Below are 19804 nucleotides of genomic sequence, written 5' to 3' on the forward strand. Positions count from 1 at the left end.
ACCTTGTCCCTTCAGCCGACCGAGGTCCGCGGCAGAGTGCGGAGCCGCGCCATCGCCGGGCCGCGGCGCGACGATGGCGCGGCGGCCTACGGCCACTTCTTCGCGCCCAGGTGAGAGGCTCGAACACTTGCTCCGGGCCAATGGCAACCTTCTTCGGGACAGATCAACCGGAGCCCGTATCGGGCCCCGCTCCCTCCACCGGCAGCGCCAGCACCGCCGCGGCGAGACGCCGGCTCTCCGCGAGCAGCACGTTGTAGGTGCGGCAGGCGGAGGCGGTGGACATCAGCTCGACGCCGATCCCGGCGCTTTCGAGCGCCGTCCGCATCGCAGTCGGGATCGGGACCATTTCCGGGCCGGTGCCGATCAGGACGAAATCGATCTCGCCGGCCAGCGCCATGATCGCATCGACATCCGCGAACCCGCCCCAGGCATGGATGCCGGAGCGCGAGACGACGAGGCTGCCCGAATGGACTTCGCCACCGAGGCGGAAGAAGCCGGGGCCGTAGCTGTCGAACGGCGTGCCGTCCTCATAGGTGACCTGTTCGAGATCCATGGCCCCTCCCGGAGCTCAGCCGCGATCAAGCATCGATATTTGCGTATTGCGTGCCGCCACCCTGGCTGGGCTTGGACCAGTCGCGCTTGACGCCGAGCCAGAGCAGGATCGGCGAGGCGACGAAGATCGAGGAATAGGTGCCGACCACGATGCCCCAGATCATCGCGAAGACGAAGCCGCGGATCACGTCGCCGCCGAGCACGTAGAGCGCGACGAGCGCCAGGAGCGTGGTGCCCGAGGTCATGACCGTCCGGCTCATGGTCTCGTTGATCGAGATGTTGAGCACGTCCGTCAAAGCTTTCTGCTTGTAGCGCCGCAGGTTCTCCCGCACCCGGTCGAAGACGATCACGGTGTCGTTGATCGAATAGCCGACGATGGTCAGCAGCGCGGCGATGATCGTCAGGTCGAAGCGGATCTGAAGCAGGCAGAAGATGCCGATCGTCAGGGTCACGTCATGGATGAGGGCCGCCACCGCGCCGATCGAGAACTGCCACTCGAAGCGGAGCCAGATGTAGAAGAGCACCGCCGCGATGGCGAGCACTACCGCCTCTATGGCGGTCCGGATCAGCTCGCCGGAGACCTTCGGGCCGACGCTTTCGACCGAGGGAAAGGTGATTGCCGGGTCGATCGCCTTAAGGGCGGATTCGAGCGCCGAAATCGTCTCCTCGGTGATCGCCTCGTGGCCTTCCTGCTGCTGGATGCGGATCTGTGCCACGTGCTGGTCGGCGTCGAACGACGCGTCGAACACCTCGGTGATCGAGACGTCGCCGAGATCGAGCGGCGCGATCGCCTGCCGGTAGGCGCCGACATCGACAGCCTGGGTCGACTCGGTCCGGATCGTCGTGCCGCCGAGAAAGTCGATGCCGAAATTGAGCCCGACGGCGAAGAACAGCACCACCGAGGCGACCATCGCCAGCGCCGAGGCGCCGAAGGTGAGGTGCCAGCGCTTGAAGAAATCCCAGTTGGTTTCGCTGGGGACGAGTTTCAGTCGCATCTCAGACCTCGATGGTTTTCGGGCGCCGGCGCTCGAACCAGCTCACGATCAGGAGCCGCGTGATGTAGATCGCGCAGAAGACCGAGGTGAGGATGCCGAGGCCGAGGGTGACGGCGAATCCGCGGACGGGACCCGAGCCGAGCGCGAACAGGATCGCGGCGGTGATGAAGGTGGTGATGTTGGCGTCGAGGATCGCCGAGAGCGCCTTCTCGTAGCCGAGCTCGATCGCCCGCGACGGACCGCGGGCGGTCTTGAGCTCCTCGCGGATGCGCTCGAAGACCAGCACGTTGGCGTCGACGGCCATACCGATGGTGAGCACGATGCCGGCGATGCCGGGCAGGGTCAGCGTGGCGCCGATGATCGACAGGAGGCCGAAGATCAGCCCAACGTTGATGATCAGCGCGATATTGGCGAAGAGGCCGAAGAGCCCGTAGGAGAGCGCCATGAAGACCAGCACCGCGACGAAGGCGACGAGGGTGGCGACGCGCCCGGCCTCGATGCTGTCCTGGCCGAGTTCCGGCCCGATGGTCCGTTCCTGAAGGAAGGTCATCTCGGCGGGCAGCGCGCCGGCGCGCAGCAGCACGGCAAGCTGTGTCGATTCCTCGATGGTGAAATTGCCGGTGATGATGCCCGAGCCGCCGGCGATGTGGTCCTGGATCGTCGGCGCCGAGATCACCTCGTTGTCGAGCACGATGGCGAAGGGCGAGCCGATATTCTCGGCGGTATAGTCGCCGAACTTGCGCGCGCCGGTTGGGTCGAAGCGGAAACTCACCGCCGGCCGGCCGTTCTGGTCGAAGCTCGGCTGGGCGTCGGTCAGGTCCTCGCCGGAGACGACGTAGTCCGACTCGAGAATGTAGTAGGTGCCCGCCTCGTTCATCGACGGGGCGATGAAGTTGCGCGGGCCGGGCTCGGCCGTGGCATCGGACGTGCGAGACACGACGCCGTGGAAGGTGAGCTTCGCGGTCTGGCCGATCAGGTCCTTGAGCTCCTGCGCCGAGCCGAGGCCGGGCACCTGGATGATGATCCGCGTCTCGCCCTGGCGCTGGATCGAGGGCTCGCGGGTGCCCGCCTCGTCGACCCGGCGGCGGACGATCTCAAGCGACTGGCGCAGGGTGCGGTCGTCGGTTGCGGTCTTTTCCGCGTCCGAAAGGGAGACGATGAGGACGTCCCCCTGCCCCCGGACCTCGATGTCGTTCGACCCCGCGCCGGCGATGCTCACGATCGGGCGGGAGATCTCGCGGACCGCCGCGATCGCCTCGGCCATCGCCTCGGGATTGGCAATGCGCACATGCAGCTCGTCGGCCGGGCCATCGACGCGGCGGATCGAGCCCACCGTGTCGCGCTTCTCGCGCAGCACGTCGCGGACCTCCGGCCAGTAGCCGTTCATCCGGTCTGCATAGACATCCGCGACCTGGACGTCAGCGAGCAGATAGGCGCCGCCGCGCAGGTCGAGACCGAGATTGACGAGACCAGACGGCATCCAGGAGGGCCAGCCGGCGGCGGCTGCCGCGAGCTCCGGCGTCTCGCCTGCAGCGTCGATCTGCTTGATCGCGTCGTTGTGGCTCTCGACCCGGCCGTAGAAGAGGTTCGGAACCGCCATGAATAGGATGAGGGCGGTGAACCCCCAGATCACGACGCGTTTCCAGGTGGAAATCTGAAGCATGTGAGGGAAGACCCTTCAGCGTGAAGCGGGCCTCAGCCCTCGGAGGCGGGCTCGGTCTTGCTCAGCACCTGGGCGACGGTGTTGCGCACGATGCGCACCTTGGTGCCGTCGGCGATCTCGACTTCCAGTTCGCCATCGTCCTTGACCTTCGAGACCTTGGCGATGATGCCACCCTGGGTCACGATCTGGTCGCCCCGGCGCAGTTCGGAGACCATCTTCTGGTGCTCCTTCACCTTTTTCTGCTGCGGACGGATCAGCAGCAGATACATGATCGCGAAGATCAGGATCAGCGGCAGGAACTGCATGATGGCGCCACCAGCGCCGCCTCCGGCGGCCTGTGCGTAGGCAGGCGTTGCGAACATGGAAAGATACCCCTCGAGTCGGATGCAGGCCCGTGCGGGCCCTCGGAATTGCGCGGAACCTATGTGCGCGGGCCGGCAATGACAAGGAGAGACCGGGCGGGATCGGCGCATCGTGCCGCGCCGCGCCCCGGGACGGCCGGTGAGTGCAGCCGGAAGGCGCCGGTCTTCACCTGGCCAACTCGGGGACAGCGCTCCTGCGGCACGGTGCGCCGTGGCACCGCCCCTTGAGCCGGACCGCGCCGACCGGCATCCTCGCCCGGTGACACCCGACGATTCGACACTCACCCATCAGGGCATGACGCTTGCCACGCGGCAGGCCGGCCGCGTGCTCGTCATCGGGTGCGGCGCCATCGCGCGCGAGATCCTCGCGCTGCGGCATGCGAATGGCTGGGACCATCTCGACCTCACCTGCCTGCCTGCGATCTACCACAACCACCCCGAGAAGATCGCCCCGGCGGTCGCGGCGCTGATCGAGGCGAAGCGCGCCGAGTATGGCACGATCTTCGTCGCCTATGCCGATTGCGGCACCGGCGGGCAGCTTGCGGAGACCTGCGCGCGCCATGGCGTGGAGATGATCGCCGGCCCGCATTGCTATTCCTTCTTCGAGGGCAATGACGCCTTTGCCGCCCGCACCGGCGACGAGATCGACTGCTTCTATCTCACCGATTTTCTCGCACGGCAGTTCGACGCTTTCGTCTGGCGGCCGCTCGGCCTCGACCGTTACCCCGAACTGCGCGACACCTATTTCAAGCATTACCGCCGGCTGGTCTATCTCGCGCAGACAGACGACCCGGCGCTCGACGCGACGGCGCGGGCCTGTGCCGACCGGCTGGGGCTCGCCTATGAGCGCCGGCTGACCGGCTATGGCGATCTCGAACCGGCGCTGGCCGGAGTGGCCGGATGAACCGGACCGGCGCAGAAATCCTGTCGTTATCATACTGAAAAGAAAATATTTTCGAGGTCCGCCATGCATCTGCCCCTGACGATCGCTCTCGCTCTCCTGACGGCCTCTGCCGCTGCGGCCCAGGAGGGACCCTCCTTTGACTGCACGAAGGCCGGAAGCTCCACCGAGACACTCATTTGTTCCGATGACGGCCTGGCCGCGCTGGACCGGCGCGTCGCCGGGCGCTATGCCGCCGCGCGAGCGGCGGCGGGCGACGGGGCAGCGGCGGACGAGTTGCGCGCCGTCCAGCGTGGCTGGATCAAGGGCCGCGACGCCTGCTGGCAGGCCACGGACCTGCGCGACTGCGTGGAGGCTTCCTATCTCCGCCGCGAGGCGGAGCTCGTGACGCAATGGATGCTCGAGGCGCCGACCGGCACGGCCGTCTGGACCTGCGGCGACACCCCACCCGAGAAGGTGGTGACGGTGTTCTTCGACACCACGCTGCCGAGCCTGCGCTTCGAAAGCGGCGAGTCCGTCGACAGCGGAACGCTGGTGCGCACGGCGTCGGGCGCGAAATACGAGGGCAGCTTCGGCCGCTCGATCTGGATGAAGGGCGACACGGCGCGCTATCGCGGCCCTGATCCGGACGGGACCGAAGTGACCTGCGTTCTCGCGTCCGAAGAGTAACGGCCCGTCTACCGGCGAGCGGCCCGCGGGCGCGTGACCGGGCGGCGCAGCCTGGCCAATGGCGACGCGCCTTCCCGGTTTGGCGCGATTCCCTGAAAAGTGACGCAACTCCGCCACTTTCCCGCCTCGGTTGTCTGCGAAGACAAGGAATTGCCTCCTTCAACACAAGTCGAGGTCACAGAAATGAACAGGTTTCAGATGTTCCGGAGAGACGAGACCGGGTCTCTCTCCATCGAATTCGTTATGTGGTTGCCTGTCTTTGCTTTCCTGCTTGTTCTTGCAGGCGATGCCACGATGGCATTCATGAACCAGAGCCGGATGTGGCAGGTGTCCCGCGAGACGGCGCGAATCGTGTCCCGTTACGGCATGGACGAGCTCACGGCCGAAGCCTATGCCGCGAAACTCGCCACCATGCAGGCGACCGTCCCCACGGTCGACGTTTCCTTCGCGTCGGCCAAGGTCCAGGTCGAGATGACCATGCCGCTTGCCGCAATGGCGCCGTTCGGCCTGCTCGACTTTGCCATGTCCAATGACATCACCGTCACGGTCACCCATGCCATGGAGCCAATCTGATGCACCGCTTCGGCCTTCTGCTTCGGCGCTTCCTCCGCAGCGAGTTCGGCGGCGGAACCATTTTCTCGATCTACGCTCTCGTGACCTTCATCGCCCTTCTGGGGATCATGCTCGACCCCACCAATGCATGGCTGAACCGGACACGGATCACCGCCACGAGCGACATCGGCGCCCATGCGGGCGCGGTCGCCCTTGCCAAGGGAGGCGGCCTGCCGGAGGTGAAGCTCGCAGTCCAGGAGGCAGTCGAGGACAATCTGCCCAGAGGCATCTTCGGCAAGGTTCTCGACACCAGCACCGACGTTGCGCTTGCCCATTACGACCCCTACTCACGGAAATTCGACAATAACAGCGCAGTCGATCCCAACGCTGTCGTGGTCTGGCTCGAACGATCGCGCGATCGCCAGAACCCGATGTATACCTTCCTGCTCAAGTTTGCCGGGCTCGGCGCTTTCGAGACCGAAGCGCTCAGCGTCGCGGTCTTCGACATCAACGCCAAGTGCAAGCCGACCGAGGGCATCTACGCCAGGGGCAAGGTCACGCTGACGACCCAGGCGAGGATCGGAGAGGGCTATTGCCTCCACTCCGAGTCCTATGTCTGGCTGCCGCAGCAGAACGAGTTCGAACAGAACACCTGGGTCTCGATGCCCAACCTCGCTCTTTGCGAAGACAAATGTGTTGAATCGGCGAACCCGGGCATCAACCCGATCGAAAGCCACCAGATCCTGCCTGACCTTCGCCAGTGGGTCCTCGACACCTATGCCGATTTCAACAGCGCGAGCTCGGCCGCGAAGACCGAGTTCTTCAAGGATGTGGCCCTGGGAGATGTGCAAGAGTTGAGAGATGACGGGATCATCGGCCCGACCGAAACCGCTCCTCCCGTCGGCACCGTGATCAACCTCACCCCGGACCAGTTCCACGGCCTGGAGCGCCTGCCCAATGGCCTGGTCTACAACGTGCAGTGCTCGCCCGGCGGCAACGGCGAGAAGACCCGGCTGACATTCAACGGCACGACCGCGCAGATGGAGAAGGTCGCCCTGGTCACCAATTGCAGCCTCGACTTCCAGGACGGCTCGCGGCTGATCGGGTCGGTCATCGTGACGACGCGGGAGCTTGCCACCGCGACGGTGACATCCGGCTCTTCTGTGACCGTGGCCGACCCCTCTCTGTCCTGCGGCGCAGGCGAGCGGACCTGGGTCATGGCGCTCTCCGACGTCAACGTACCGGCCGAATTCGTGATGTCGAACCTGACGATGGTCGTCGATGGCAATGTGGACATCGCGTCGGCCACCTCGGCCTCGGCGACCTCAATGGGCCTGTCGATCTGGGCGACCGGCCGGGTGTCGATCGCCTCGCAGCACGGATTTTCGACCTGCCCGAACCAGGACGACTACCTCACTCCCGTCGCAAAGTTGCTGCGCCTCGTCGACCCCGAGTCGAGCGAAGTGACCAAGGTCGTGTCCATGGGCGGTTGAGACGCCCTGGCGTCGGCGCCGGGGTATGGACCGACCCCGGCGCCGGCACCTGCTTTCTCAGCCTATAGCCTTTTCCGACAGGAGCCGGACCCGTTCCACCATCGCCCGGAGCCCGTTGGAGCGCTGAGAGGACAGATGTTCGTCGAGCCCCAGCCGCGCGAGTTCGGCCGGGGCATCGACCTTCAGGACATCGGCCACCGACAATCCCGAATAGAGCGCCCTCAGGATCGCGATTAACCCGCGGACGATCATCGCGTCGCTGTCGCCGCGGAAGGTGAAGAGCGCGTCGGCCCCCTGCCCGTCGATCTCCGGCACCAGCCAGACCTGGCTGGCGCAGCCCTCGACCCGGGTCGCCGGAACCCGCAGCGACTCCTCCAGCGGCTGCATCGCCTTGCCGAGGTCGATCACATGCCGGTAGCGCTCCTCCCAGTCGTCCAGGAAGTCGAAGGTTTCGACGATTTCCTCGAAGGCATCCTGCGCCATGGCGGTCACTCCCTTGCTGGCCCCTCGTTCTAGGGCGGGGCCGGCCATTCGTCCAGCCTGCTCCCGGCCGGCCCCGCGCAGGCTTTTCAAGCCTCTTGCTTTTCGCTAAGCCGTAGGCCGAGACAGCGGGTTGGCGAGGACAAACCATGAAAACACAAATCGTTGCCATCAGCCTGGCGGTCCTGGTCCTGGCCGGCTGCTCGTCCCGCTACAATCCGGTCAACTGGAGTTGGTTCGGCGGCAGCCGCTCGGAGGCGAGCCTGGCGCCGCGCGGCGGCTTCCCGTCCGATGTCGACCCGCGCCCGCTGGTGAGCCAGGTCGTCTCGATGCAGGTCGACCGGGTGCCCGAGGGTGCGGTGGTGACCGCTGTGGGGCTGCCGCCCACGCAGGGCTGGTGGGCCGCCGGCCTGGTCTCGCGCTACGAGTCGGAGGCGGGAAGGATCGCCGCGAAGGACGGGGTGATCGAGCTGGAATTCCGCATCCTGCCCCCCGCCAAGCCGCAGAATGTCATCAACGAGGCGTCGCGCGAGGTCAGTGCGGGCATCTACCTGTCCAACCAGACGCTGGCCGGGGTGCGCCGGATCACCGTCATCGGCCAGAACAACCAGCGGACATCGAACCGCTGAGCCGACGGGTTTCCGGGCCTCAGAGCTCGATCACCCGCACGCTCGATCCCTGTGCCGCCAGCGCCACCTTGCCCTCGCAGAGCCGCAGCGCGTCCGCCCCGAAGACTTCCTGACGCCAGCCCTTCAGCGCCGGCACGTCTCGACGCCCCGCAGCGATCATGTCGAGATCGGCCGAGGTCGCGATCAGCTTCTGCGCCACCGAGGACGTCTCGGACTTGGCCTTCAGAAGCACCCGCAACAAATCCGCCAGTGCCGGGTTCACCTGCATGGCGTCGCGCGACATGTCGGGCTCCGGGAAATCGGCCGGATCGGTCTCCAACCCGGCTTCGATCGCCGCCAGGATGCCATCGGCAACCGGCCCCTTGCGCGCCTCGCGCAGCAAGAGCCGCGACTTGCCGAGATCCTGGACGCTCTTCGGCTTGGTCGAGGCGAGTTCGAGCATCGCGTCGTCCTTGAACACCCGGTTGCGCGGGATATTGCGCTCCTGCGCATGGACCTCGCGGAACCGCGCCAGTTCCCGCACGATGGCGAGGAAGCGGCCAGAGTTGGTGCGCGTCTTGACCCGACGCCAGGCCTCGTCGGGCGAAACGATGTAAGTCTCCGGGTGGGTCAGGACCGACAGCTCCTCGGCCAGCCAGTGGGTTCTGCCGGTCTTTTCGAGCTCCGCCGCAAGATATTCGTAGATCACCCGAAGATGGGTGACATCGGCCAGCGCATAGCTCTTCTGAGCGTCAGAGAGCGGCCGGCGCGACCAGTCGGTGAAGCGCGAGGTCTTGTCGACCGTGCCGCGCGCGATCTTGCGCACCAGTGTCTCGTATCCGACCTGCTCGCCGAAGCCGCAGACCATCGCCGCGACCTGGGTGTCGAAGAGCGGCTCGGGGAAGACGCCGGCATCATGGAAGAAGATCTCCAGATCCTGCCGGGCGGCGTGGAAGACCTTGACCACGGAGGTATCGCGGAAGAGCGCATAGAGCGGTTCCAGTGACAGCGCCTCGCCCGCCTCGATCGGGTCGATCAGCACCGCCTCGCCGTCGCCCGGCAGCGCGGCCTGGATCAGGCAGAGCTTGCTGTAATAGGTCCGCTCGCGGAGAAACTCGGTGTCCAGCGTCACGTAGGATCCGGCCATCGCCGCCTCGCAGAAGGCCGCGAGATCCTCGGTCGTCGTCAATGTCCGCATGCAATCGTCTCTTGTTCTGCTTGGCCCGGATGGCCTGACTGCCCGTTCCGGTCTCATAGCCGCTTCGAGCGCGGTTTGAAAGCTCAGGGCAACCAGACCGGCCGCCGGTCTCCCGCCGCGTATCGCCGCAGAACCGCCGGGTAGAGCCTGTGCTCCATGGTGAGCACGCGGGCGGCGAGGCTCTCGGGCGTGTCGCCGGGCTCGACGGGCACACGGGCCTGGCCGAGGATCGGGCCGTCGTCGAGTTCGGGCGTGACCTCGTGGACGGTGCAGCCATGCTCGGTATCGCCCGCCTCGAGCGCCCGGGCATGGGTGTGCAGGCCGCGATATTTCGGCAGCAGCGAGGGGTGGATGTTGAGCATCCGCCCCTGCCATTGGCCGACGAAGCCCGCGGTCAGCACCCGCATGAAACCGGCGAGGCAGATCATGTCGGCGCCGTGGCCCAGGATGATGTCCTGCAGCGCTGCCTCGAAGGCCGGGCGGTCCTTGCCGAAGGGGCGATGGCTCAGCGCGGCCGTGGGCACGCCGCGGGCCGCCGCCTTGGCCAGACCGACGGCCTCCGGGTCATTCGAGGCAACAAGGCAGGGCATGGCCGGGTGGCCCGGCTCTTCCATCGAGTCGAGCAGCGCCAGCATGTTGGAACCGCTGCCGGAAATAAGAATGGCGACGCGCCTCAAGAGAGCGCCCCGCTATAGGAGACGCCCGCGCCGGGCACCACTGTCCCGATCCGGTGCACCGTCTCGCCTTCCTCCGCCAGAAGCGCCGCCAGCGCATCGGCGCGAGAGGGCTCCACGACGAGCACCATGCCGATGCCGGCATTGAAGGTCTTGAGTAGCTCGGCACGCTCCAGCCCGCCCGCCTCCGCCAGCCAGCGGAAGACCGGCGGCAGCGTCCAGGACGAGAGGTCGACCGCGGTGCCCAGCCCCTCGGGCAGAACCCTCGGCAGGTTCTCGGTCAGCCCGCCGCCGGTGATATGCGCCAGCCCGTGCACCCCGCCGGCCCGGATCGCGGCAAGCGCCGGGCGGACATAGATCCGGGTCGGCGCGAGAAGCGCCGCGCCGAGCGGACCGTCGGCGAAGGGCGCGGGCGCGTCCCAGGCGAGCCCTTCGCGTTCGACGATCCTGCGGACCAGCGAATAGCCGTTGGAATGGACGCCGCTCGAGGCGAGCCCCAGCAGCACGTCGCCCTCGGCCACTCCTGCCGGAAGCGCCGCGCCGCGCTCCATCGCGCCGACCGAGAAGCCCGCGAGGTCGAAATCCTCCGCCGCATACATGCCCGGCATCTCCGCCGTCTCGCCGCCGATCAGCGCCGAACCGGACTGCCGACAGCCTTCGGCGATGCCCTCGACCACCTGCGCCGCGCGCTCCACGTCGAGCGCGCCGCAGGCGAAATAGTCGAGGAAGAAGAGAGGTTCGGCGCCCTGGCAGACGAGGTCGTTGACGCACATGGCGACGAGGTCGATGCCGACGCCGGAGACGAAGCCTGTGTCGATGGCAATCTTGAGCTTGGTGCCGACGCCGTCGGTCGCGGCCACCAGCACCGGATCCACATAGCCCGCCGCCTTCAGGTCGAAGAGCCCTCCGAAGCCGCCGAGCCCGGCCATGACGCCCGCCCGGTCGGTTGATTTCGCCGCCGGCTTGATCCGCTCGACGAGCGCGTTGCCCGCATCGATATCCACGCCCGCCTGGGCATAGGTGAGGCCGTTCTTCCGCTCCGCCATGGCGACTCCCGCTGATTTTGGCCCCGCATAGCGCAAGCCGCGGGGAAGGTCCACGCAGGTGCCGACCGGCGCTTGACCCCGCCCCGCCGCGCTCCTATTCACATGGGCCGAGGGGCCTGTAGCTCAATTGGTTAGAGCAGAGCGCTCATAACGCTTTGGTTGCGGGTTCAAGTCCTGCCGGGCCTACCAATCCCCTGCTCAGACAATCACCGGTTGTTCCGTTCGCTGAATGGCGGGAAATCGGCCTCGACTGGGTGCGGAGCCGCGCCGTTGCCGGGCCGCGGCGTGGCGGTCCGACGGTGGGCCGACGCGCTTTATTGCGAGGATTCCGAATAAGATTAGGACGATGCGCTGGTTCCACCGTATCGCCGGGCCGTGGGGGCGGCCCGGCGACGGCGCGGCGGCCTGCGGCCGCAGCTTCGCGCCGTGGCACCGAGCTCGTTGACTCGCCTACCCCTTCAGATTCGCATTCGCGAACGCGCCGAGCGCCTGGTAGTCGGCATAGATCGCCTCGTAGGCCGCATGGGCCTCGGCGTTCGGCGTGAAGGTCTTCTCGATCGGGCTCAGCATCGCCGCCTTGGCCGCCTCGATGCCGTCATGCGCGCCGGCCGCCGTCGCCGCGAAGATCGCCGCGCCGCGGGCGCAGGCCTGGTCGGATTCCACGACATGGATCTCGCGATTCATCACGTCGGCGCAGACTTGGCTGATGAGGTCCGACTTGCGGGCGATGCCGCCGATGGCGACGATCTTCTTGACCGGGATGCCCTCGCTCTCGAAACGCTCGACAATGGCGCGGGAGCCGAAGGCCGTGGCCTCGACCAGCGCCCGATAGACCGAGGGCGCGGTGGAGCCGAGGTGCAGCCCGCCGATCATCGCCCGCACCGTCTGGTCGGCATCCGGCGTGCGCCGGCCGTTGAGCCAGTCGAGCGCGCGCTCGCCGAACGCACCCGGCGGCAGCGCGGCAGCCTCCTTCTCGAGCGCCGGCAAGAGCGAGCCCTTGCTGCCGCGCTCGGAGCGGCCCCAGGAGAGCAGGCTCTCGAACCAGGCGAAGACGTCGCCGAAGGAGGACTGCCCGGCCTCGAACCCGATCTGGCCCGGCATGACGCTGCCCGGCACCTGGCCGCAGATGCCGTGGACCAGCGTGTCGCCGACCTCCTCGGGTGGCGCCACGAGGATGTCGCAGGTCGAGGTGCCCATGACGCGCACCAGCGAATAGGGCTCGATGCCGGCGCCGACCGCGCCCATGTGGCAGTCGAAGGCGCCGACGGCGACGGGGATGCCGCTCGGGATGCCGAAACGGCCGGCCCATTCCGGTGTCAGCATGCCTGCGACCTGGTCTGAGGTGCGGGTCTCGGTGAAGAGCGGCGTCGTCAAGTTGCCGAGCACAGGGTCGAGCCGTGTGAGCCAGTCGCGATCGGGCAAGCCGCCCCAATCTGGATGCCAGAGCGCCTTGTGACCGGCCGCGCAGCGGGAGCGGACGACCTTCGAGGCGCTGTCGACACCGGTCAGCAGCGCGGGGATGTAGTCGCAGAGCTCGACCCAGTTGGCGGCGGCACGGAAGACCTTGGAGTTGCTCCGGCCGACATTCAGGATCTTTGCCCAGTACCATTCGGAGGAATAGATCCCGCCGACATAGCGGATATAGTCGGTGACCCCTTCCTCGGCGCAGAGCGCGTTGATCTCCTCGGCCTCGCGGGTCGAGGTGTGGTCCTTCCAGAGGATGCACATCGCGTCCGGATCGGTGGTGAACCCCTCCTTCAGCGCCAGGGCGGCGCCGTCATCGGCCACCGGAAGCGGCGAGGAGCCGGTCGTGTCGACGCCGATCCCGACGATCTCGGGCGTGCCGTCACAACCGGCGATCGCGTCGCGCACGGCGGCGACCATCGCCTCCATGTAGTCGGCGGGGTGCTGGCGATACTGCTGACGCGCCGGGTTGCAGAAGCGCCCTTCCATCCAGCGGGGATACTCGGCCACGCCCGAAGCAATCTCCGCACCGTCGGTAGCGCGCACGACGACGGCGCGCACCGAATCGGAACCGAAATCGAGACCGAGCACGTGGGTGTTGCTGGTCGCCTGCATCGCTGAATCTCCTCCGCTGCGCGAGAATGCCCCACTCCAACGGAGCCGGTCGTCGCCGACGGACCCCATTTGCATGGACAATTCTACTTGACCTCCCGGACGGGGTTTCCTTCCAATCCCCGTCGTCAGGGTGTAGATTAAAAATCGTACCGCGCGACCTCAATATCTCATCCCGCTACAGACATGGACAATTCCACTTCGCTCGATCCCTCACAGGACCCGCAGGTCCAGCGTCTCATTTCCAGGCTCAACCACGGCGAGACGCCCTCGCCGGACGATACCCGGATGGCCTCGCTGTTCCCGGGCTTCCGGTTCGACGTGCGCCTCGTTGCCGGGATCACGCCGATCGAGAAGGACGGGCCGCTGGACTTTTTCATCGACCGGCCGAACGGTATGCGCGGCTGGATCGTCAACCTGACGGTCGAGGGCACGGGCCAGGTCTTCGAGGGGGCGCATGGCTTCACCGTCTCGCCCGGCGACTTGCTGCTCTTCCCGCCCGGCGTGCCGCATTACTACGGCCGTGCCGAAGAAGCCTCGAAATGGTGGCACCGCTGGATCTACTTCCAGCCGCGGGCTTTCTGGAAACCCTGGCTGGACTGGAACCAGAAGATCGACGGGGTGCATGTGCTGCGCCACCGTGACGAGGCCAAGTTCAGCGAGCTGTTCCGGCTCTTCGTCGAGGTCGACACCTGGTCGCAGCGGGCCGACGCGCTGTCGCTCGACCTCGCCTTCAACCGGCTCGAGCACATCCTGCTCTCCTGCGCCCGGCAGGACAGGGACGCGCGGAACTCGCCGGTGGTGGTGGACGAGCGGGTGCTGGCGGCCTGCACGCTGATCTCGCAGAACCTCGCCAAGCCGATGGGCGTGCAGGAAGTGGCCGAGCATGTCTGCCTCTCGCCGTCGCGGCTGTCGCATCTCTTCCGGAAATACATGGGCACCGGCGTGGTGCAATGGCGCGACGCGCAGCGGGTGCAGTTTGCCATGCAGCTCCTCAGGATCACCAACATGCCGATCAAGTCGATCTCGCAGATGGTGGGCTATGACGACGCGCTCTATTTCTCGCGCGTCTTCCGCCGGCACACGGACATGAGCCCGCGGCGGTTCCGGGACCGGCACGGCGACGTTCTACCCGACGGCGAGAAGACCCGCGCGGCCGTGGTCCGGTCACTGGACCTGCCGGGGGAGTGAGGCGGCTTCCGAGTGCGGAGCCGCGCCATCGACGGGCCGCGGCGCGGCGATCCGGCGGTGGGTCGGGGCGGTTTATGGTGAGGACTCCGAAAAAGCTCGTCGCGATGCGCTGACGGCGAGGTATCGCGGGGTCGTGGGGGCGGCCCGACGATGGCGCGGCGGCCTGACGGCCGCTGCTTCGCACCTGCTCTCGGCAAGAAGGTCTTCGACTACCGAAGCTCGTATCGGCCTCAGCTCGCCAGCACGTTCCGGAACAGCCAGGGATCGCTCTCGTCGATGTCTTCGGGAAACTGCGCCCAGCGGTCCTGGAGCGGTGTCCAGTCGGTGTAATGCGCCTCCACCGGGCCGAGATAGGGGCGCTGCACCTCGAGGCAGCGGACATGGTCCATCTCGTCGGTCTCGACGATCCCGGCCTCGGGGTTCTCCAGCGCCCAGACCATCCCCGCCAGCACCGCCGAGGTAACCTGTAGCCCGGTCGCGTTCTGGTAGGGCGCAAGTTCGCGCGCCTCCTCGTTGGAAAGCCGCGAGCCGTACCAGAGCGCATTCTTCGCGTGGCCGTAGAGAAGCACGCCCAACTCGTCGATGCCCTCGACGATCTCGTCCTCGGCGAGGATGTGGTGCCGCTCCTGCTGGCGGCCCGAGCCGAACATCTCGTGCAGGCTCAGCACCGCATCGTCGCAGGGGTGATAGGCATAGTGGCAGGTCGGGCGGAACTCCGGCGCGGCGGCGTCGCCGACCGTATAATAGTCAGCGATCGAGATCGCCTCGTTATGGGTCACGAGGAAGCCGAATTGCGGCCCCGGCGTCGGGCACCAGCTGTGCACCCGGGTGATCGCGCCCGGCCGTTCGAGCCAGATCGCCGCCTGGCAGCCCGTCTCGTGCCTGTGGCCGTTCTCCGGAAACCAGGTCTCATGCGTGCCCCAGCCAAGCTCGGCCGGCTGGAACCCCTCCGAGATGAAGCCCTCGACCGACCAGGTATTGACGAAAAGGCCACGCGCCCGCGGCACCCGGCGTGCCTGCGTGTCCCGCTCGGCGATATGCACGCCCTTGACGCCAAGGGACTGCATGAGCCCGGCCCAGCCCGCGCGATCGGTGGGCATCGGAACATCGCGCCCGAGATCGCCCGCAAGCGTCATCAGCGCCTCCTTGACGAACCAGCTGACCATGCCAGGGTTCGCGCCGCAGCAGCTGACGGCCGTCGTCCCGCCCGGGTTTCGCGCCTTCTCGTCCCGCACCACCTGGCGCAACGCATAGTTGGTGCGGGCGGCGTTGTCGGTGGTGCCGAAGTAATACCCCGCCCAGGGCTCGACCACGGTGTCGATATAGAGCACGCCGAGCTCGCGCATGAATTTCATGATGTCGAGCGAGGACGTGTCGACAGAGAGGTTGACGCAAAAGCCGCGCCCCTCGGCAAAGAGCGTGCCCAGGACCTCGCGGTAGGTCTCCTTCGTCAGCTCCACCTGCAGGTGGTTGAGATTGTGCTGACGCAGGAAGCCGGCCTTCGTCGGGTCGGGCTCGATGATCGTGAGCTTCGCGGCGTCATAGTCGAAATGGCGCTCGATCAGCGGCAGCGTGCCCTTGCCGATGGAGCCGAAGCCGATGAGGACGATCGGCCCGTCAATGCGGCCGTAATTCGGGTATTCCCGTTCCATCTGCGTCTCCTATTGGTTTGTCTGCGCCTGCTGGCATTGGACGCGCCTCTGCCGGGGCACCGGAGGCGGCCCTTCCCCCTTGCCGGGGCGCGGTCGTCCCCGCTCAGCGATAGGCGACCAGTTGGCCCTTCGTCGTCACCAGATAGAGCGTGCGATTCACCACCACGGGGTTGGTCGTCGCGCCTCCGGGGATCTCCACGGCCGAAATCAGGCTTCCATCGCGCGGATTGAAGCTGCGGATATAGCCGTCATCCGAGGCCACGATCAGCCGGTTGCCGGCAAGGACGGGGCCGTAATGGGCGTAGACGTCGCGATAACGGCGCGGCCGCTGCGACTTGAAGCCCGGCAGGTCCACCGCCCAGATCACCTCGCCGGTCGAGGCGTTGAGCCGGACCAGCTGCTCCAGGTCGGTCACCGCGAAAACCGATCCGCCATCGACCCAGACCGGGCTCATCGCGCCCTCGGTGGCGGTCCAGATGCGCCCGCCGGTTGCCAGGTCGAGCGCGGCGATCCGGCCGGAGGGCGAGCCGACATAGACCCTGTCGCCGACGATCACCGGATCAGAGGAGATGTCGGAGATCAGCGAATAGGCGCGGCCGCGGCGACGCCCGGCGAGCGTGGTCGCCCAGCTGCGCTGGCCATCCCTCTGGGCGCCGACGAGTTCGGCCGAGCCGAAGGGGAAGATCGCGAGGCGGGAATCGACTGCCGGCCCGGCGCCATTCACAGTCGCCGTGGGCGACGGTACGGCGGGAAGATCCCAGGCCAGCCGGCCGTTATCGGCCCGCACGGCGAAGGCGCGGTTGTCGCGGCTGGCGACATAGACCATGCCGTCCCGCACCGTCGGCGCGCCGGCGACCGGCGCGTCGAAGCCCTGGACCCAGAGCGTCTGTCCGGTTGCCGGGTCGAGCGCATGGAGACGGCCGAACCCGGTGGTGACGAAGAGCCGGCCATCGCCATATGCCAGACCGCCGCCCGAACCGTCGCTGTTATTGTCGGAGGCCGGCGTCAGGTCGCGCGACCACTGCGTCGCGCCGCCCAGCGAATGGGCCATGACCTGGCTGCGGGAATCGAGCGTGAAGATGCGCCCGGCGCCCACCACCGGGTCGGCCGTGATATGCGCCTTGCGGCTGTCGCCGCTGCCGATCGAGGTCGACCAGACCGGCGTCAGATTGGCGCCGAGCGCCGGGTGCTGGATACGGTGCGTGGCGCTGCCGCCGCGATGGGTCCATTCGGAATGGTTGACCTGGGCCGAGGCGCCAAAGGCGACGTCGCCCGCCACCGGCGCTCCGACTGGCGGTATCCCGACTTCTACCGGGCTGACGTCTCCGGCCTCGATCACTTCCAGCGGCGTGCGCACATCAAAGCGTTCGCCGGGAAGCGGCGGATCACCGCCGCAGCCGGCCAGCATCAGGGCGATCATCGCCCATCCCGCCGCAGATACCCGTGCCTTCACCGCATGTTCTCCCGTCACCTTGCAAATGCGCCCAGTGCCCTGGCCTCAGCCCTGACCCGCAGCATCCCCGATATCGGCGCCGAGCGCCAACAGCAATTGAGAGACACGCTGAAGCAGGCCCTGGGTCAGTTGCGGTTCCTGCAGCAGCGCCTGCGCCGCCGCGATCGCAGCCTCGGTGTCACCCGCCGCGGCGAGGTCCAGTACCTGCTGTTCCAGCGCCAGCGGCCGGTAGGGCGCGCCGGGCGTGGCCAGCCGTTCGAGAAGCTGCGCGCGCAGGTCGGGCGAGACCGCGTCGCCGCCGATCAGGACCATCTTGAACGCGGCAAGATCGGTGTAGGCGGCGGGCAGGTCGGTGCGCGCGGCCAGCGGCTCGAGCGTCGCCACAGCGGCCTCGGGCTCTTCGGCGGCGAGCTGCTCGGCCGATGCAAGCAGCGCGATCACGCCGGCCATGTCGCCCGAGACAGGAAGCTCCTTCAGCGCATCGACCCGGACCAGCGGCCCGGGGAGCTGCAGCGCCGACATGATATCGTCGCCGAGCGCCTGCGCCGCGGCCGTTTCCCGCGCCTTGCGGTATTCGTTCCAGCTCGCCCCGGCGACGATCAGCACCACCGCCAGGATCGCGATCCAGCCGTATTTGCGGAAGGTCCGGAAAAGCCTCTCGCGGCGAACCTCCTCGTTCACCTCGTCGATAAAACTGTCGGACTCGCTCATAGGTCCCCGCCCGTGCCTTAAATTCCATCGGCCACCCCCGCAATGCCGGGAACCCTGCCGAAACCGCCCCCTCTTACCCCGAAGGCCTTGCAAATGCCAAGACCCGCTGCGGTTTCCGCCAGGCGCGTCGTTACGGGTAGGGAAATCCACCATATCGGGGCATCCCGGCCCGATTCCGAGCCTCCGCTCTTGCCATCGTAGCGCTTTGGATACATGTGTTCCCCCGAACGCGCCTGCGCACAGGTTCCCGAAAGGCCCGGGCAAATGAAGTGGTTTTCCTTCCTGATTGCCGCGATCGTGGCGGCAATCGTGTACATGTTCATCATGGAACGGGAAGCGGTGTTCCGCTTTGCGGGTGTGACGGACGGGCCGGCAGCACAGGAGACCGAAGCGATCGAGGACATGGCCAGCGCGGTGGCGGAGGACGCGACGAAGCGCGTCTCCGTCGTGGTCGAAAGCTCGGTGGCGCATGAGATCGACAGTGCGGTGGTTCTCCGCGGCCGGACCGAGGCCGCGCGGCAGGTGACGGTGAAGGCCGAGACCTCGGGGCCCATCACCTCCGCGCCGCTGCGCAAGGGAACCATGGTCGAGACCGGCCAGCTGCTCTGCGCCATCGACACCGGCACACGCGAGGCCTCACTTGCCGAAGCGCGGGCGAAGCTGGCCTCGGCGAAGGCCGGGCTTCCGGTGTCCGAGGCGCGGGTGCGCGAGGCCGAGGCCCTTCTGGACGAAGCGGAGATCAACAACCGCGCCTCCGCCAAGCTGATCGAGCGGGGCTTTGCCTCCGAGACCAAGCTTGCCTCGACCAGGGCCGGCGTCTCCTCGGCGCTCGCCAATGTCGAATCGGCCCGGTCGGGCCTGGAATCCGCGCGCTCCGCCGTCGAGGCCGCCGAGGCGGCCGTGGCGCTGGCGCAGAAGGAACTCGACCGGATCACCATGGAGGCGCCATTCGCTGGAATCCTGGAGACCGATACAGCCGAACTCGGCGCGTTGATGCAGCCGGGATCGGTCTGCGCCACGGTGATCCAGCTCGACCCGATGAAGCTCGTGGGCTTCGTGCCGGAGACCCAGGTCGAGAAGGTCCGGCTCGGCGCGCGGGCCGGCGCAAGGCTGGTGAGCGGCCGGGAACTGCTCGGCGAGGTCACCTTTCTCGCCCGGTCGGCCGACCCGCTGACCCGCACCTTCCGCGTCGAGGTCGAGGTACCCAACCGGGATCTCTCGATCCGCGACGGCCAGACCGTGGAAATCGCCATCGAGGCGGCGGGCCAGATGGCGCATCTGCTGCCCGGCTCGTCCCTGACGCTCGACGATCACGGCGCACTCGGCGTGCGCGTGGCCGTCCCGGGCGATGACGGCCCCGTCGCGGCCTTCCGGCCGGTGCAGTTCCTGCGCGATACGCCCGACGGCGTCTATGTCGCCGGCCTGCCGGCGACGGCGGACGTGATCGTCGTGGGGCAGGAATACGTGACCGAAGGCGTGCCCATCGATCTCACCTTCCGCGGAACGGAGCTCGGTCAATGACACGCGC

19 protein-coding genes and 1 tRNA gene are annotated in these 19804 nt (G+C 67.3%); 8 read left to right on the forward strand and 12 right to left on the reverse strand.

What is annotated here, in order from left to right:
* Positions 1 to 163: 163 nt before the first annotated feature.
* The 4 genes from EU800_RS08790 to yajC are packed head-to-tail and all read right to left on the reverse strand — an operon-like array spanning position 164 to position 3572.
* A complete protein-coding gene (locus EU800_RS08790; protein WP_129630659.1) occupies positions 164 to 553 on the reverse strand; it encodes an Mth938-like domain-containing protein in 390 nt (129 codons plus the stop codon).
* A 25-nt stretch (positions 554 to 578) separates the two neighbouring features.
* Positions 579 to 1547 (reverse strand): protein translocase subunit SecF, encoded by a 969-nt coding sequence (secF, locus tag EU800_RS08795; RefSeq protein WP_129630661.1) that lies wholly within the window; start codon positions 1545 to 1547, stop codon positions 579 to 581.
* Position 1548: 1 nt separating this feature from the next.
* On the reverse strand, positions 1549 to 3210 hold the full coding sequence (gene secD / locus EU800_RS08800) for a protein translocase subunit SecD (RefSeq protein ID WP_129630663.1): 1662 nt from the start codon (positions 3208 to 3210) through the stop codon (positions 1549 to 1551).
* 32 nt (positions 3211 to 3242) lie between these two features.
* A complete protein-coding gene (gene yajC / locus EU800_RS08805; RefSeq protein ID WP_129630665.1) occupies positions 3243 to 3572 on the reverse strand; it encodes a preprotein translocase subunit YajC in 330 nt (109 codons plus the stop codon).
* A gap of 259 nt (positions 3573 to 3831) precedes the next feature.
* Between yajC and EU800_RS08810 the strand changes: the two genes are divergently transcribed.
* The 4 genes from EU800_RS08810 (at position 3832) to EU800_RS08825 (ending at position 7187) form a co-directional block, all read left to right on the forward strand.
* Positions 3832 to 4476, forward strand: coding sequence for a DUF1638 domain-containing protein (locus EU800_RS08810; RefSeq protein WP_129630826.1), 645 nt, complete (start codon positions 3832 to 3834; stop codon positions 4474 to 4476).
* Between the two features lie 63 nt (positions 4477 to 4539).
* Positions 4540 to 5142 carry a lysozyme inhibitor LprI family protein gene (locus tag EU800_RS08815; RefSeq protein WP_129630667.1) on the forward strand — a complete coding sequence of 201 codons (603 nt, stop codon included), beginning with the start codon at positions 4540 to 4542 and terminating at the stop codon, positions 5140 to 5142.
* A 183-nt stretch (positions 5143 to 5325) separates the two neighbouring features.
* A complete protein-coding gene (locus EU800_RS08820) occupies positions 5326 to 5715 on the forward strand; it encodes a TadE/TadG family type IV pilus assembly protein (RefSeq protein WP_129630669.1) in 390 nt (129 codons plus the stop codon).
* Positions 5715 to 7187, forward strand: coding sequence for a TadE/TadG family type IV pilus assembly protein (locus EU800_RS08825; RefSeq protein WP_129630671.1), 1473 nt, complete (start codon positions 5715 to 5717; stop codon positions 7185 to 7187). Before EU800_RS08820 ends, EU800_RS08825 begins: the two co-directional genes overlap by 1 nt.
* Before the next feature lie 57 nt (positions 7188 to 7244).
* On the opposite strand, the gene EU800_RS08830 is transcribed toward EU800_RS08825, so the two are convergent.
* Complete coding sequence (locus tag EU800_RS08830) at positions 7245 to 7670, reverse strand: SufE family protein (protein WP_129630674.1); 426 nt, start codon at positions 7668 to 7670, stop codon at positions 7245 to 7247.
* Positions 7671 to 7816: 146 nt separating this feature from the next.
* Here EU800_RS08830 and EU800_RS08835 point away from each other — a divergent pair, with 146 nt between their 5' ends.
* Complete coding sequence (locus EU800_RS08835; RefSeq protein WP_129630676.1) at positions 7817 to 8296, forward strand: hypothetical protein; 480 nt, start codon at positions 7817 to 7819, stop codon at positions 8294 to 8296.
* A 19-nt stretch (positions 8297 to 8315) separates the two neighbouring features.
* On the opposite strand, the gene rnd is transcribed toward EU800_RS08835, so the two are convergent.
* The 3 genes from rnd to purM form a co-directional block, all read right to left on the reverse strand.
* Positions 8316 to 9473, reverse strand: a complete 1158-nt coding sequence (rnd, locus tag EU800_RS08840) for a ribonuclease D (RefSeq protein ID WP_129630678.1) — start codon at positions 9471 to 9473, stop codon at positions 8316 to 8318.
* A gap of 83 nt (positions 9474 to 9556) precedes the next feature.
* Positions 9557 to 10150, reverse strand: a complete 594-nt coding sequence (purN, locus tag EU800_RS08845; RefSeq protein WP_129630680.1) for a phosphoribosylglycinamide formyltransferase — start codon at positions 10148 to 10150, stop codon at positions 9557 to 9559.
* Complete coding sequence (purM, locus tag EU800_RS08850) at positions 10147 to 11193, reverse strand: phosphoribosylformylglycinamidine cyclo-ligase (protein ID WP_129630682.1); 1047 nt, start codon at positions 11191 to 11193, stop codon at positions 10147 to 10149. The genes purN and purM overlap by 4 nt, the downstream gene beginning before the upstream one ends.
* 112 nt (positions 11194 to 11305) lie before the next feature.
* Between purM and EU800_RS08855 the strand changes: the two genes are divergently transcribed.
* Positions 11306 to 11382 (forward strand) — tRNA-Ile (locus EU800_RS08855).
* A 261-nt stretch (positions 11383 to 11643) separates the two neighbouring features.
* On the opposite strand, the gene EU800_RS08860 is transcribed toward EU800_RS08855, so the two are convergent.
* Positions 11644 to 13272 carry a ribulokinase gene (locus EU800_RS08860; protein WP_129630684.1) on the reverse strand — a complete coding sequence of 543 codons (1629 nt, stop codon included), beginning with the start codon at positions 13270 to 13272 and terminating at the stop codon, positions 11644 to 11646.
* 183 nt (positions 13273 to 13455) lie between these two features.
* On the opposite strand from EU800_RS08860, the gene araC reads away from it, so the two are divergent.
* Complete coding sequence (gene araC / locus EU800_RS08865; protein ID WP_129630686.1) at positions 13456 to 14460, forward strand: arabinose operon transcriptional regulator AraC; 1005 nt, start codon at positions 13456 to 13458, stop codon at positions 14458 to 14460.
* A 230-nt stretch (positions 14461 to 14690) separates the two neighbouring features.
* Here the strand turns inward: araC and EU800_RS08870 are convergent, their stop codons facing one another.
* The 3 genes from EU800_RS08870 to EU800_RS08880 all read right to left on the reverse strand — a co-directional run bounded on the left by EU800_RS08870 (position 14691) and on the right by EU800_RS08880 (position 18276).
* Entirely contained in the window at positions 14691 to 16112 is a 1422-nt protein-coding gene (locus tag EU800_RS08870; RefSeq protein WP_129630688.1) for a homospermidine synthase, read from the reverse strand.
* Positions 16113 to 16215: 103 nt separating this feature from the next.
* Positions 16216 to 17565 carry a PQQ-like beta-propeller repeat protein gene (locus tag EU800_RS08875; RefSeq protein ID WP_242500448.1) on the reverse strand — a complete coding sequence of 450 codons (1350 nt, stop codon included), beginning with the start codon at positions 17563 to 17565 and terminating at the stop codon, positions 16216 to 16218.
* A 45-nt stretch (positions 17566 to 17610) separates the two neighbouring features.
* Positions 17611 to 18276 carry a hypothetical protein gene (locus tag EU800_RS08880; protein ID WP_129630690.1) on the reverse strand — a complete coding sequence of 222 codons (666 nt, stop codon included), beginning with the start codon at positions 18274 to 18276 and terminating at the stop codon, positions 17611 to 17613.
* Between the two features lie 264 nt (positions 18277 to 18540).
* On the opposite strand from EU800_RS08880, the gene EU800_RS08885 reads away from it, so the two are divergent.
* Positions 18541 to 19797, forward strand: a complete 1257-nt coding sequence (locus tag EU800_RS08885) for an efflux RND transporter periplasmic adaptor subunit (protein ID WP_129630692.1) — start codon at positions 18541 to 18543, stop codon at positions 19795 to 19797.
* The last annotated feature ends 7 nt before the right edge of the window (positions 19798 to 19804 follow it).

Source organism: Tropicimonas sp. IMCC6043, assembly GCF_004146235.1.
Classification (GTDB): Bacteria; Pseudomonadota; Alphaproteobacteria; order Rhodobacterales; family Rhodobacteraceae; genus Tropicimonas.

Coding starts and splice junctions, on each gene's coding strand:
- EU800_RS08790 (WP_129630659.1), bottom strand. CDS start 553: ATGGATCTCGAACAGGTCACCTATGAGGACGGCACGCCGTTCGACAGC.
- secF (WP_129630661.1), bottom strand. CDS start 1,547: ATGCGACTGAAACTCGTCCCCAGCGAAACCAACTGGGATTTCTTCAAG.
- secD (WP_129630663.1), bottom strand. CDS start 3,210: ATGCTTCAGATTTCCACCTGGAAACGCGTCGTGATCTGGGGGTTCACC.
- yajC (WP_129630665.1), bottom strand. CDS start 3,572: ATGTTCGCAACGCCTGCCTACGCACAGGCCGCCGGAGGCGGCGCTGGT.
- EU800_RS08815 (WP_129630667.1), top strand. CDS start 4,540: ATGCATCTGCCCCTGACGATCGCTCTCGCTCTCCTGACGGCCTCTGCC.
- EU800_RS08820 (WP_129630669.1), top strand. CDS start 5,326: ATGAACAGGTTTCAGATGTTCCGGAGAGACGAGACCGGGTCTCTCTCC.
- EU800_RS08825 (WP_129630671.1), top strand. CDS start 5,715: ATGCACCGCTTCGGCCTTCTGCTTCGGCGCTTCCTCCGCAGCGAGTTC.
- EU800_RS08830 (WP_129630674.1), bottom strand. CDS start 7,670: ATGGCGCAGGATGCCTTCGAGGAAATCGTCGAAACCTTCGACTTCCTG.
- EU800_RS08835 (WP_129630676.1), top strand. CDS start 7,817: ATGAAAACACAAATCGTTGCCATCAGCCTGGCGGTCCTGGTCCTGGCC.
- rnd (WP_129630678.1), bottom strand. CDS start 9,473: ATGCGGACATTGACGACGACCGAGGATCTCGCGGCCTTCTGCGAGGCG.
- purM (WP_129630682.1), bottom strand. CDS start 11,193: ATGGCGGAGCGGAAGAACGGCCTCACCTATGCCCAGGCGGGCGTGGAT.
- EU800_RS08860 (WP_129630684.1), bottom strand. CDS start 13,272: ATGCAGGCGACCAGCAACACCCACGTGCTCGGTCTCGATTTCGGTTCC.
- araC (WP_129630686.1), top strand. CDS start 13,456: ATGGACAATTCCACTTCGCTCGATCCCTCACAGGACCCGCAGGTCCAG.
- EU800_RS08870 (WP_129630688.1), bottom strand. CDS start 16,112: ATGGAACGGGAATACCCGAATTACGGCCGCATTGACGGGCCGATCGTC.
- EU800_RS08880 (WP_129630690.1), bottom strand. CDS start 18,276: ATGAGCGAGTCCGACAGTTTTATCGACGAGGTGAACGAGGAGGTTCGC.
- EU800_RS08885 (WP_129630692.1), top strand. CDS start 18,541: ATGAAGTGGTTTTCCTTCCTGATTGCCGCGATCGTGGCGGCAATCGTG.